Origin of the sequence: Pseudoalteromonas sp. APC 3355, from assembly GCF_030407615.1 — a bacterium.
Lineage (GTDB): Bacteria > Pseudomonadota > Gammaproteobacteria > Enterobacterales > Alteromonadaceae > Pseudoalteromonas > Pseudoalteromonas distincta.
Genome location: NZ_JASDDB010000002.1, coordinates 573,521 through 587,445, shown reverse-complemented (window position 1 = coordinate 587,445; position 13,925 = coordinate 573,521). Strand labels below are relative to the sequence as shown.

Annotated in this window: 11 protein-coding genes; 2 read left to right on the top strand and 9 right to left on the bottom strand. The window is 40.8% G+C overall.

The window, feature by feature from the left end; all coding sequences use genetic code 11:
• Positions 1 to 11: 11 nt before the first annotated feature.
• The 9 genes from bamA to rpsB form a co-directional block, all read right to left on the bottom strand.
• The gene (gene bamA / locus QMA08_RS05860; RefSeq protein WP_024596248.1) at positions 12 to 2,483 is read right to left on the bottom strand and encodes an outer membrane protein assembly factor BamA; all 2,472 of its coding nucleotides are present in this window, start codon (positions 2,481 to 2,483) and stop codon (positions 12 to 14) included.
• 100 nt (positions 2,484 to 2,583) lie between these two features.
• Complete coding sequence (rseP, locus tag QMA08_RS05855; RefSeq protein WP_002958314.1) at positions 2,584 to 3,936, bottom strand: sigma E protease regulator RseP; 1,353 nt, start codon at positions 3,934 to 3,936, stop codon at positions 2,584 to 2,586.
• Position 3,937: 1 nt separating this feature from the next.
• Positions 3,938 to 5,143 (bottom strand): 1-deoxy-D-xylulose-5-phosphate reductoisomerase, encoded by a 1,206-nt coding sequence (gene ispC / locus QMA08_RS05850; protein WP_165742985.1) that lies wholly within the window; start codon positions 5,141 to 5,143, stop codon positions 3,938 to 3,940.
• Positions 5,140 to 6,006: a phosphatidate cytidylyltransferase gene (locus QMA08_RS05845; protein WP_024606268.1), complete on the bottom strand. Its 867-nt coding sequence runs from the start codon at positions 6,004 to 6,006 to the stop codon at positions 5,140 to 5,142. Before QMA08_RS05845 ends, ispC begins: the two co-directional genes overlap by 4 nt.
• A 19-nt stretch (positions 6,007 to 6,025) precedes the next feature.
• On the bottom strand, positions 6,026 to 6,805 hold the full coding sequence (locus QMA08_RS05840) for an isoprenyl transferase (RefSeq protein WP_290173908.1): 780 nt from the start codon (positions 6,803 to 6,805) through the stop codon (positions 6,026 to 6,028).
• A 244-nt stretch (positions 6,806 to 7,049) separates the two neighbouring features.
• Positions 7,050 to 7,607: a ribosome recycling factor gene (frr, locus tag QMA08_RS05835; RefSeq protein ID WP_002958318.1), complete on the bottom strand. Its 558-nt coding sequence runs from the start codon at positions 7,605 to 7,607 to the stop codon at positions 7,050 to 7,052.
• Between the two features lie 13 nt (positions 7,608 to 7,620).
• Positions 7,621 to 8,370 (bottom strand): UMP kinase, encoded by a 750-nt coding sequence (pyrH, locus tag QMA08_RS05830; protein WP_024596498.1) that lies wholly within the window; start codon positions 8,368 to 8,370, stop codon positions 7,621 to 7,623.
• Positions 8,371 to 8,528: 158 nt separating this feature from the next.
• Positions 8,529 to 9,380, bottom strand: coding sequence for a translation elongation factor Ts (gene tsf, locus QMA08_RS05825; RefSeq protein WP_002958320.1), 852 nt, complete (start codon positions 9,378 to 9,380; stop codon positions 8,529 to 8,531).
• A gap of 104 nt (positions 9,381 to 9,484) precedes the next feature.
• Positions 9,485 to 10,213 (bottom strand): 30S ribosomal protein S2, encoded by a 729-nt coding sequence (gene rpsB / locus QMA08_RS05820; RefSeq protein WP_002958321.1) that lies wholly within the window; start codon positions 10,211 to 10,213, stop codon positions 9,485 to 9,487.
• A 271-nt stretch (positions 10,214 to 10,484) separates the two neighbouring features.
• On the opposite strand from rpsB, the gene map reads away from it, so the two are divergent.
• On the top strand, positions 10,485 to 11,270 hold the full coding sequence (gene map / locus QMA08_RS05815) for a type I methionyl aminopeptidase (protein WP_002958322.1): 786 nt from the start codon (positions 10,485 to 10,487) through the stop codon (positions 11,268 to 11,270).
• A 30-nt stretch (positions 11,271 to 11,300) separates the two neighbouring features.
• Positions 11,301 to 13,919, top strand: coding sequence for a [protein-PII] uridylyltransferase (gene glnD / locus QMA08_RS05810; RefSeq protein WP_002958323.1), 2,619 nt, complete (start codon positions 11,301 to 11,303; stop codon positions 13,917 to 13,919).
• The last annotated feature ends 6 nt before the right edge of the window (positions 13,920 to 13,925 follow it).

Below are 13,925 nucleotides of genomic sequence, written 5' to 3'. Positions count from 1 at the left end.
AAAAAACTCCTTTAGAAAGTGTTACTAATGTTAAAGCTGATGGTTTTCGTATCGTCATCTTCTTCTTTTTGCAATGGATACGCAAAACTGATCAGCATTGGACCCATTGGAGAGATCCATTGTAATGAAAGACCGGTTGAAACCCTAAAGCGCATTGGGTCTGAATAGTCATCTAATTTAGCACGTTCATCAACGCCTAAGTTTTGATAGCGGTCTACGTTAAACTCAGTATCCCATACGTTTGCAGCATCAACAAAGAAGCTAGTACGTACAGAGCTGGTATTTTCTTCATCTAAGAATGGCGTAGGAACAATTAGCTCCATACCTGCCACTGCTTTAGCATTACCACCAATACGGCCTTGTGGCACTAGAATATCAAATTCTGATGCGCCACCAATGCTACCGGTTGTAGTACCGTCTGCACCTGGCGTACCCGGAATAGACTGCGGTATACGCGATACAGCACGTGGTAATATTGTATTACGGTCAAAGCCACGAAGTTCCATTTCTGTTATACGGAAGTACTCTTGGAATGGAAGTGTTTGCTCATACCCGTTTGTAGAACCATAACCATTACCATAACCAAGTGCTGCACGGGTTGAGAATACCCAACGGTGGTCATTTGATATAGGCCAGTAAAAACGCGAATCGTAATTCAGTTTAAAGTACTGAAGATCTGAGTTAGGCGTTGTTGCTGTTAAGTTTAGAGTTTGACGCGAACCCGCTGTTGGGAATAAACCACGGTTAACTGTAATACGCGACCAACCAACACTCAGCTCATACTTAGTAAAGTCAAAGCCTGCATCTGGGTTGTCTGGATCTAAGAATGTTTCACGAAGTACACGCGTTTGCTCGTACTCTGCAATATCCGAAAGCTCTTCTTTTATCCAACGAGCGCCAAAGTTAACACGATTTACAGCATCAATTGGAAAACCAATATTTGTGCCTAAACCATAACTTTTTGATTTGTACTCAACAAGACTGAATTTACTTGCATCGTAGTTTCTGTAAAAGATGCTACTGCCTTGCGATACACCATCTGGCGTAAAGTATGGGTCTGTGTACGATAAGCTTAAGCTTTCAGAACCTGTAGACGTATTAAGGTTTAAACCAATTTGGTTACCTGTGCCTAAAAAGTTAGATTCTGTTACACCAATATTAAACTGCAGACCTAAGTAAGAACCATAAGCAAGGCCAGCATTAAAGCTACCCGCTGATTGCTCTTTTACAGTAAAGTCTACATCTACTTGGTCATCCACACCTGGTACAGGCACTACGTTAAAATCAACAGTTTCCATATAAGGCAAACGTTGAATTTGTAGTTTTGAACGCTCGAGGTTTTGATTAGATAACCAGGCGCCTTCAAGTTGTGTCATTTCACGGCGAAGTACTTCATCAGCTGTATTTTGGTTACCACCAACAATAATACGACGAACATATACACGCTTACCTGGATTAACCGATAGTGTTAGTTGTACTTCTTGCTTTTCGTCGTCAATTTCTGGAATTGTACGCACTTCAGCATTAGCGTAACCAAAACGTGCTAAGTAGCTTTTAATAAATTCTTCTGACGAAGTAACGACTGAGCCATTGTAAAGCTCACCCGCTCTAAGTGGGATAACACTTTTAATTAAGTCTTCACGGCCAAGCAAGTCACCAATAAAGTCAAAGCCTTTAACGGTATATTTTACGCCTTCAGTTAAGTTAGCTGTAACGTAAACTGATTCACGTTCAGGGCTCACTGATACTTGCGTTGAATCGATATTAAAACGTAGGTAACCACGGTCTAAATAATAACTACGAATTTTTTCTAAATCACCTTCAATGGTTTGCTTTTGGTAGCGATCGCTACCCATAAACTGCCACCAAGGTAAATCTTGCTGTGATTCAGCAAGTTTAAGAAGCTCTTCATTAGAAAAAAGTTCATTACCCACTAAGTTAATTTGTCGGATAGAAGCTGCATCACCCTCATCAAACTCTAATTTAAGTTTAACGCGGTTACGAGGCAACTTAGTAATACTGATATCTACTTTAGCGTTGTATTTACCAATACTGTGGAAAAACTCAACTAAGCCTTTTTCGATACTATCGATAACGGTTTTATCAAGTGGCTCACCTTGGCGAATATCTTGCTGATCAAGAGACTCATTAAGCTGCTCGTCTTTAATGTCTTTATTGCCTTCAAACTCAATGAAGCTGATGGTAGGACGTTCCGTTACTTTAAAAATAACGTTGTTGCCATCACGAAGGGCTTTTATGTTATCAAAGTGCCCAGAACGATAAAGTGACTTTATTGTTTTTGAAATCGTATAGTCATCAACATTATCGCCTACGTTAATAGGAATATGTGTTAGCGCTGCACCAAGTGCTACACGCTGCAAACCTTCAACTTTCAGGTCTTCAACAATAAAGGAGTTTTGGCCTAGGGCTGCAAAACTTGCACCCAATAAACTTGTTACTGCCAAATGTTTTTTTATAGCCATTTTATTATCTTTATCCTTTACAACTGTATTACCGCATAACACCCTACTAAAGTGGTGCTTTACAATCGTGTTCTAATTAGTAATTTGCCACGCTGTAAAACTACAAACGCGATACATCATTGAACAAAGCGAAACATGTTAGAAAAATGAGCAACAAGGCGCCCACTTTAAAACCAAACTCTTGTGTCTTTTCAGAGACCGGCTTTTTACGAAAAAGTTCAATTATGTAATACATTAAGTGTCCACCATCAAGCACTGGTAAGGGTAATAAATTAAATACACCCAAGTTAACGCTTATTAAGGCTAAAAAGCTTAAAAAGGCCACTAACCCATAGCTTACGCTAGTTCCAGCGCCTACTGCAATGCCCACGGGGCCACTTAAATTCTTAACCGAAACCTGGCCTGTAATTAAATTACCAATCATATCAAAACTGAGTGTAATTAAGCGCCACGTTTCTTTTGTGCCTCGCACGATACTATCGAGCGGGCCGTAATGTCTAGTCTCTACATAACCATCAGGCCATTGCTGTACAACAGGAGCAACGCCTAAAAAGCCTTGCTCAATACCGTTATTATCAATGCGCCCTTTAGGGGTTACTGTAATGGCTTTTATAGTATCTTGTCTTTTTACACTAAATTGTAAAGATTTGTTAGCTGATTGCGTAATAAGATTAACTAATTGCTGCCAATTGCTTATTGTTTCACCGTTTACAGCCAAAATTGTGTCATTAACTTGTAAATTAGCGTGTTCTGCAGCTGAATCTTTAGTCACGGCGGCAATTGTTAAAGTGGCTTGAGGTCTAAACGGTACAATACCTAACGAGCTTAGTGGAGGTACGTCTTGCTGATCTAGTTTCCACCCCTCTAAATTAAGCGTTTTAACACGTGGTTGAAGGTTTTTATCGCGCACTATCACTTCAACGCTTTCTTCACCTAAATTAGACATAAGTGCAAACGTAGCATCTTGCCATGTCGTTATGTCATCATCACCAATTTTTATAATATGTTGAGAAGGCATAATACCCGCTTGCTCTGCCCGGCTACCCTCGGTAATGCTACCTACCACAGGCTTTACCGACTGCACACCCACCATATACATTACAGCAAGAGCAAAAATGGCAAACAAAAAGTTGGCCATTGGACCCGCTGCAACTATGGCAATACGTGCTTGTACAGATTTAGCGTTAAACGACAAGTGACGTTGGTTTGCCGGCACGTCATCAACACGCTCATCAAGCATTTTTACATAACCGCCTAATGGAATAGCGGCAATCACGTATTCGGTATTATATTTATCGTGCCATTTTAACAATGGCTTACCAAAGCCAATTGAAAAACGCAGCACTTTAACGCCCATTTTTCGTGCAACCCAAAAATGGCCATATTCATGTATGGCCACTAAAATACCAAGCGCTAAAATAAATGAGCCAAGATTCCAAAAAAAATCAAACATATTAATGCGCCACTTTTGTTATAAATTCTGAAGCGCTAATACGCGCTAATTTATCGCACTCTAAAATTTCATCTAAGCTTTGTACATTGGTATACGTTGCAGCTTCAAGCGTTTGTGCATTTATTTTGTATATATCAGTAAAACCAATTTTACCGTTTAAGAATGCACTTACTGCTATCTCATTTGCAGCATTAACCGTTGTGGTCGCGCCCTGCCCTGCACTACACGCATCAATCGCTAATTGTAAATTTGGATAGCGAGAAAAGTCAGGCTTGGTGAATGAGAAATCACATATATCAGAGAAGTTTAACGGTTTAACGCCTGCATTAATTCGCTCAGGGTATGCAAGTGCATGGGCAATTGGCGTGCGCATATCAGGGTTACCCATTTGCGCTAAAATAGAACCATCGTGATACTGCACCATTGAGTGAATAATACTTTGTGGATGAATCACTACGTCTATATCACTGGTGTCGCAATTGAATAACCACTTAGCTTCAATAAACTCTAAGCCTTTATTCATCATAGTGGCCGAGTCTACTGATATTTTTTGACCCATCGACCAGTTAGGATGCGCCACGGCTTCACTTACAGTTACATCTTTTAGTGTGTTTATATCGCGCGTTAAAAACGGGCCACCAGAACCGGTTAGCAAAATTTTACTTACGCCATGTTGCTGTAAATTTTGATCGCCTTTGGCATTTTGTAACGAAGAAGGTAGGCATTGAAAAATAGCATTATGTTCGCTATCAATTGGTAGCAAGGTCGCTTTATGTTGTTTAACTTTATCAATAAACAACTGACCTGACATAACTAACGATTCTTTATTAGCAAGGAGTACTTTTTTACCTGCTTCTACTGCACTTAATGTTGGCAGTAAACCAGCTGCACCTACAATTGCCGACATCACGACATCAACATCTGGGTGAGCACATAAGTCGCACATTGCTTGCTCGCCGTGCATAACAAGCGTTTGGCATTGTGTATTAGCTAAATAAGCAGATAGCTGCTCAGCGGCTTGTTGGGTAGCCATAATCGCATAAAGTGGTTCGTGTTCAATACACAGCTCAGCCATTTTTTTTGCGTTTTGCCCTGCAGCTAAAACAAAAACATCAAATAACTCTTTATTGCGCGATACAACATCTAGTGTACTTAAACCAATTGAACCTGTTGCGCCTAAAATAACCAGCAATTGCTTTTGGCTCATAAACTAAGAGTCCACGCATAGCACATTACAAACATTGGAGCTGCAGCCGTTAAGCTGTCAATGCGATCTAAAATACCGCCGTGCCCAGGTAAACAACGGCCGCTATCTTTTAAACCGGCTTCACGTTTAAACATGCTTTCCAGTAAATCACCTACCGCAGAGAACAATGCAATAAATGCAGTCATTATCGCGTAGATAGGCCAAACACCTAAATCAACATCGGTAAAGTGACAAAATGCTAAAACAAAAATGATAGAAGCGACTACACCGCCTGCTAACCCTTCAATTGTTTTATTAGGGCTCACTTTTGGCATAAGTTTATGCTTACCAAAGCTCTTACCTGAAAAATAAGCACCAACGTCTGCACTCCACACAATACCCAATACGACTAAAATTAGCACCGAACCAAAATGTGTTGATTCAGCATATTGCGCACTGCGCAGCGTATTTAGTGCAAGCCATAACGGCACAAGTGTTAATAAACCTGCAATGCCGCGCATTACTAAACCTTCATTCCACGCTTTAGCCATTTCTGGATAGCGCCAAATTAAATAACTAGCAACAATCCACCAAGCAAACGAAAGCGTAAATACGTAATTTGCATCACCTACTAGCTTGCCATTTTCCCATAGTGATTCAATAGGCCAATGTAAATTAAGCAGGCCAAGTAAGGCTGCAATCAATACAACAAAAGCACCACGTTTGAGCTTATCGCATAAACCCATAAACGCAGACCATTCCCATGCGCCTAATAATACTATTGCACCGGCAAAGTAACTAAATAACGTAAGCGGTGTATAAAAAACCAAAGCTAATGCCGATGGTGCAAGCACAAGTGAGGTTAAAATTCGTTGTTTTAACAAAATGTGACCCTTATTCTATTTAGGTTTGAGCGAGTAATTGTTTTATTTGTTCGCCCGTACAACCAAAACGTCGCTCTCTGGCAACGTAACACGCTATAGCCTCAGCAAATGCTGCTTCATTAAAATCAGGCCAAAGTGTCTCGGTAAAGTAAAGTTCTGCATAAGCAACTTGCCATAGTAAAAAATTACTAATACGAACATCGCCACCAGTGCGAATAAGTAAATCAGGTTCAGTCTGATCTGCCATGCTCATATGCTGTGCTAAGCGCTCTTCTGTAATATCTTCTGCGTTGAGTGTGCCTTGCGCAACTTGCAAAGCAAGTTGTTTAGCCGCGTTAGCCATATCCCAACGACCACCGTAATTAGCTGCAACATTTAAGCGCAATCCGGTATTATTTTCAGTCAGCTTATGCGCAGCGTCTACCTTGCTACGTAATCCTTCAGAAAATCGTGATAAGTCTCCAATAATGGTCAGTTTTACATTGTTTTTATGAAGCTTTTTAACTTCCTTTGTTAAAACAAATAAGAAAAGCTCCATTAAAGTGTTTACTTCGTCTTCAGGGCGGCGCCAGTTTTCACTACTAAAAGCAAATAAGGTTAACGATTGTATCCCTAATTTAGTACAAAACTGAACAGATTGACGAACTGCGTCTACGCCTTTTTTATGCCCATACACACGAGGTCTATTTCTAGCTTGTGCCCAACGTCCGTTCCCATCCATGATGATAGCAACATGTTTGGGTAAACATTGCTGTGAAATTGTGTCAGCATCTAGAACCATAAATATCGAGTATTCCATAAAAAAACGCCGCCTAGTATACCCTAGACGGCGTTTCAAAACTAATAATTTTAATAGGTCCTGTCGACCTTTCAGGATTGTAATTTATTCAATCTAGGCAGAACCCTTTGGGCAGCGCGTTTTTAGATTTTATGCATTGCTATCGCCTAATAATGGGGAATAACCACACTAGATAGGCTATGCCTTGCCTTAAAACCAAACACACTACTGTAAATTCAACCTCAAAAGATAAACAGGGACTTACTTAGATTTCCATTAACTCTGCTTCTTTAGCAGCTAATAGAGTATCCATTTCTTTGATAAACTTATCTGTAAGTTTTTGAATCGCATCATCCGATTGACGCGCTTCATCTTCAGATATTTCTTTATCTTTTAATAAACCTTTTACATCACCATTAGCATCACGGCGAATGTTACGAATAGCAACGCGACCGCCTTCAACTTCGCCACGTACAATTTTGATTAGGTCTTTACGACGCTCTTCTGTAAGTGGAGGAAGTGGTACACGAATAACAGTACCTGCCGACATAGGGTTTAAACCTAAGTCAGACGCCATAATTGCTTTTTCAACAGCTTGCGCTAAAGACTTATCAAATACACCAATAGCAAGTGTACGAGAATCTTCAATTGTTACGTTAGCAACTTGGTTTAAAGGCGTTGGTGCACCGTAGTACGACACCATAATGCCATCTAGGATTGCAGGATGTGCACGGCCAGTACGAATTTTAGACAATTGGCTACCTAGTGCAGTTACACTTTTTTGCATGCGCGCTTGCGCGTCTTTTTGAATATCGTTAATCACGGTTTAATCCTAATTATTTGATTATTTCATCTGAGGCTTGTGAAGAAATAAGTGTTCCTTCTTCTTCACCCATAATTACGCGTTTTAGCGCGCCTGATTTATTCATATTAAATACGCTCAATGGCATATTGTGATCGCGGGCTAGAGTAAATGCCGCTAAATCCATAACTTTTAATTCTTTTTCAATGATTTCATTGTAGCTTAAGTGGCTGTAAAGCGTCGCTTCTGGATTTTTAACAGGATCATCACTGTACACGCCATCCACTTTAGTCGCTTTAATTACTGTATCCGCTTCAATTTCGATACCGCGTAAACACGCTGCAGAATCGGTAGTAAAAAATGGGTTACCGGTGCCCGCTGCAAAAATAACAACGCGGCCAGTTTTCAATAAACTAATTGCTTCAGCCCAGTTATAAGCGTCACATACACCATTTAGCGGAATAGCTGACATTAAACGACAGTTTACAAATGCACGGTGTAGCGCATCACGCATTGCAAGGCCATTCATAACCGTTGCAAGCATACCCATGTGGTCGCCTACTACGCGGTTCATACCTGCTTCTGCAAGTGAACCACCGCGTAAAAAGTTACCTCCACCAATAACTAAACCCACTTCTACGTCAAGCTCTACTAGCTCTTTAATTTCTTGTGCCATACGGTCTAAAACTTTAGGGTCGATGCCGAAGCCTTCGTCTCCCATTAAAGCTTCACCACTTAATTTGAGAAGAACACGTCTAAAAATAGGTTTGCGATTGATAGTCATAGTATAGGGGCCAACTTTTATTGAATTATGGATAAAAAATAACCGCGCTTATGTTAAACATAAAAGCGCGGTTATTTTAAAGAATTTCTAGCTGTGAAGCAAAACCAAATAGTACTTTAATTGCATCTAATTTCCTTTTGCATCACAAATAGTTAATCTTACTGACCTTTAGCAGCTGCAATTTGAGCAGCAACTTCAGCAGCAAAATCTTCTTCTTTCTTCTCGATACCTTCACCAACTTCTACACGTACAAAGCCAGTAACTGTTGCGTTTTTCTCTTTAAGAATATCGCCAACAGATTTTTTAGGTTCCATGATGAAAGCTTGACCAGTAAGAGAAACCTCACCAGTGAATTTTTTCATGCGACCAACAACCATCTTCTCAGCGATTTCAGCAGGCTTGCCTTCATTCATCGCGATTTCGATTTGTACTTGCTTTTCTTTTTCTACAACGTCAGCTGGTACGTCTGAAGGAGTTAAGTACTCTGGACGTGAAGCAGCAACGTGCATTGCAACGTGCTTAAGTGTTTCTTCATCAGCAACACCTGCAACAACAACACCGATACGGTCGCCATGACGGTACTCAACTAGGTTTTCACCAGCGATGTACTGCAGACGACGTACGTTGATGTTTTCGCCAATTTTAGTTACTAGCTCAACACGGTCTTCTTCAAACTTAGCTTGTAAGTCTTCGATAGTAAGAGTGTCAGCAATTGCAGCTTCAGCAACTTTATCAGCAAATGCTAAAAAGCTTACGTCTTTTGCAACGAAGTCTGTTTGACAGTTAACTTCTACTAGTACTGCAACACCAGCGTTTTGCTTGATGATGATAGTACCTTCAGCAGCAATGTTACCTGCTTTTTTAGCAGCTTTAGCAGCGCCACTTTTACGCATGTTTTCAATCGCTAACTCGATGTCGCCATCAGTCTCAGTTAACGCTTTTTTACAATCCATCATGCCAGCGCCTGTGCGCTCGCGTAATTCTTTAACTAGGGCAGTAGTTACAGCCATTAGTAAATCCTCAAATCTGAAATCTGGTTTAGATAAGCGGGTTACCCGCTCTACAAGAATAACAAGTCTTCACCTTAAAAAGATGAAGACTTGATGATAGCTAATTACTCAGCTTCAACGAAATCGTCTTTCTCAGCTTGAGCAACGATGTTATTCTCGCGACCTTCAGTGATAGCAGCTGCAACAGCGCTAGTGTAAAGGCTTACAGCACGGATAGCATCATCGTTACCAGGAACGATGTAATCAACGCCGTCTGGGTTAGAGTTAGTATCAACGATTGCAACAACAGGGATACCTAGGTTGTTTGCTTCACGGATAGCAATGTGCTCGTGGTCAGCATCGATAACGAAAAGCGCGTCTGGAAGACCGCCCATGTTTTTGATACCACCAAGGCTCTTTTCAAGCTTTTCCATTTCGCGGTTAAGCATTAACGTTTCTTTCTTAGTTAATTTCTCGAAAGTACCGTCTTGGCTTTGTGCTTCAAGGTCTTTAAGACGCTTGATTGATTGACGTACAGTTTTCCAGTTAGTCAACATACCACCTAACCAACGGTGATTTACGAAGAACTGATCGCTTTCTAAAGCAGCTGCTTTAACTGCGTCGCTTGCTGCGCGCTTAGTACCAACGAAAAGAACTTTACCTTTGTTTGCTGCAGCACTTGATAAAAACTTAAGTGCGTCGTTGAACATTGGTACAGTTTGCTCAAGGTTGATGATATGTACACGGTTACGTGTGCCGAAGATGAAAGGCTTCATCTTAGGGTTCCAGTAACGTGCTTGGTGACCAAAGTGAACACCAGCTTGAAGCATATCGCGCATTGAAACGTTTGCCATTTTATAGATCCTCTATAGTTGTTTAGGGTTAGGCCTCCACATATCCCATAGCACCAACACCGAAGTAATTAAACTTCAAATGCACCCAAGTGTATGTGACGATACGTGTGTGTGTTAAAATAAAATTGTGTTTGCCTTAAATACAAAAAATCATTTAAGAATTTATTTGTAAAAAGACGGCGCGCTTTATACCATATTAAAATTAAATACTCAACGTCGCGTGCAAAATTTGTTCGGCGATAAATGTTAGAAACTCAACTTTGGAGCCTCAATGAGCGCTATTATCAAGACCCCTGAAGAAATAGAGAAAATGCGCGTAGCTGGGCGCTTAGCGGCCGATGTACTTGAAATGATCGGCCCTCATGTAGTGCCGGGTGTTACCACCGATGAGCTAAATACACTTTGTCATGATTATATTGTTAATGTGCAACAAGCAATCCCTGCTCCGTTAAATTATCATGGCTTTCCAAAATCAGTTTGTACGTCAGTTAATCATGTTATTTGTCACGGAATTCCAAATGACAAAGCATTAAAAGAAGGCGACAGCGTAAATATTGACGTAACTGTCATTAAAGATGGCTACCACGGCGATACTTCTAAAATGTTCCACGTTGGTACACCAAACATCCAAGCTAAGCGTCTTGCAGAAGTAACACAAGAAAGCTTATACCTTGCTATTAAAATGGTAAAACCTGGTGTGCGCTTAGGTGATATTGGTTCTGCTATTCAAAAATATGCAGAAAGTTTTAATTACTCTATTGTTCGTGAATATTGTGGCCACGGTATTGGCGCAGGATTTCATGAAGAACCACAAGTAATGCACTACGGTAAAGCGGGTACTGGCGAAACTTTAAAAGCGGGCATGTGCTTAACAATTGAACCAATGGTTAATGCGGGTAAACGCCAATGTAAGCTACTTAAAGATGATTGGACTGTAGTAACTCGCGACCGCAGCTTGTCTGCACAGTGGGAACATACTTTATTAGTGACTGAAAATGGTGTTGAAATTTTAACGCTACGATCAGATGATACTATCGACAGGATCATAGAACACTAATAATAAATAAGAAATTAGGAGCCAGCCCACGTGGCATTACCCAACAAAGTAAAAAAGTTGCTCAGCGATGCAGAGCAACTTAGTGATTATCGCGATTGTTCTAGCTATTTTTATAAATGGTTACATAACGAATTTTCTAAACAACCGGTTGGGAATTTAATTAATGCCCGGGCTGAGTTTATTGACCGCCTACTAATTAAGCTTTTTCATGTTTACGACTTAGCGCGCGAACCTGATTTAGCATTAATAGCAGTAGGCGGATACGGACGTGGCGAGCTACATCCCTACTCCGACATCGACTTTTTATTGCTTGTAACTAAACCGCCAAGCGAAGAAATATGCGAAAAAATAGGCCAGTTTGTCACCATGCTATGGGATCTCAACTTAGAGATTGGCCACAGCGTGCGCACGATAGAACAAGCCATTGAGCAAAAACGTGAAGACGTTACTTTTGCCACCAGCTTACTTGAAAGCCGCCTTATTTTTGGTAATCATATTGAGTTTGAAAAACTCAAAACGCATATTCTAGAAACACCCGTATGGCGCTCCGGTGAGTTTTTTACTGCCAAAGTTCAAGAACAAAACTTACGTCACAAAAAGTGCCACGGCACCGCGTATAATCTTGAGCCAAACATTAAAGAAAACCCCGGTGGCCTGCGCGACTTGCAAACCATTATTTGGGTTGCAAAAAAGCACTTTAGAACCGAAACCCTGCAAGAGTTAATAAGTCACGGCTACTTAACCCATGAAGAGTTTCAAGAGCTTTCAGAGTGCCTAGAAAACTTATGGAATATTCGCTTTGCACTGCATCTAGCCGCAGGTCGGGCTGAAAACCGCTTATTGTTTGATCATCAACCACAAGCCGCCGAAATTTTAGGTTTTGGTAGCGACGGTAAAGCCTCTGTTGAGCGTATGATGAAGCGCTTATTTAGAATAATGAGCCGCGTTCGCGAACTTAACCAAATGCTACTTTCATACTTTGAGCAAAGTATCATGCCCGAAAGTAGTGAAAAAACGGTGATAGTACTCGACAGAAACTTTGAGCAAGTGGGCCATCAAATACGCGTAAAAGATCCATCTGTATTTTTTAGACGTGACCAACTTTTTGTATTGTTTGAGCACATAGCAGACAACCCTGCAATAACACATATTTACCCAAGCACTATTCGTACAATTCGCCAAGTACGCCGTCGTTTATTGGGGGATTTACAAGATTATGCAGCCTGTCGTGAAGCCTTTTTACGCTTAGTTAAACACCCTAATGGCATGGGCCGCGCATTTACGCTTATGCACAAGCACGGCATGCTTGCCGCCTACTTACCGCAGTGGCGTAACATATTTGGGCAAATGCAGTTCGATTTGTTTCACGCCTACACCGTAGATGAGCATACTCACAAATTAATCAAAAATATTTACGAATACTTTGATAAAACTGGCATTAGCGAGTTTCCTATTTGTAGTGAAATAGTCACTCGAATGGATAAACCAGAGCTACTTTATTTAGCCGGTATATTTCACGACATTGCTAAAGGCCGAGGGGGAGATCACTCAGAACTTGGCGCTGTTGATGCTATAGCCTTTGCTAAATTACATGGTTTTTCATCCTCTGATGCAAAATTAGTAGCATGGCTTGTAAGTAACCATTTACTTATGTCGGTTACCGCGCAGCGTAAAGATATTAACGACCCTGCAGTAATAAAAGACTTTGCAACACGTATTAAAACAGAGCGCCAACTCGACTATTTATATTGTTTAACCGTTGCTGACATCCGTGCAACCAACGACAACTTATGGAACGATTGGAAAAACACCCTACTGCGTGAGTTGTACTTGCACACGCAACGCGCATTACGCTTAGGGCTTGAAAATCCAATGGATCAGCGCGACCAAATTCGCGATAAAAAGCACCAAGCTAAACAACGTCTACTCAACTTAGGTTACCCTGAGAATAAAATTGATTTAATTTGGAGCCGCTTTAAAGCCAACTACTTTACCGCCTTTAGCGAACAGCAAATATCGTGGCAAAGTGAGCATTTATTAACTAGCACCGATTTAAGCCAACCCAGTGTAATTGTATCTAACAAAGCAATGCATGGGGGTACACAAGTATTTGTATACAGCCCCTACTCTGGTGCGCTATTTGCGAGATTAGTGAGTGTAATTGGCTCTAAAAAAGCACAAATACAACACGCGCAAGTACTGACCACAAAAGATGGTTACGTCCTGTTTAGCTTTGTAATACTTGAAGTAAGTGGCGACCCTATTGCAAGTGGTCGAGCGCAATCAATTAAACGCGGGCTTGAGCAAGCACTTAGCGATCCGCGTAAAAAAATTCGCTTTAAAAAGAGCCGTTCTCAACGCTTTAAAGATTTTAATATTAAACCTAAAATTGTGTTGCGCCCACATGCACGCAAAGACCGTAGCTTAATAGAAATTCAAGCCGTCGATATACAAGGTTTACTAACCAAAATAGCCGAAGTTTTCCAAGCGCATTTACTACACATTCACGCAGCCCGTATTACCACGGTGGGTGAACGTGCAGAGGATTTCTTTGTCGTATCTAATAACGAATACCAAGCGCTGACTGATGAAGAGCAAGCAAAAATTCATCAGGCATTACGTAAAAAATTCAACGCCGAAACAGAATAGAGGACA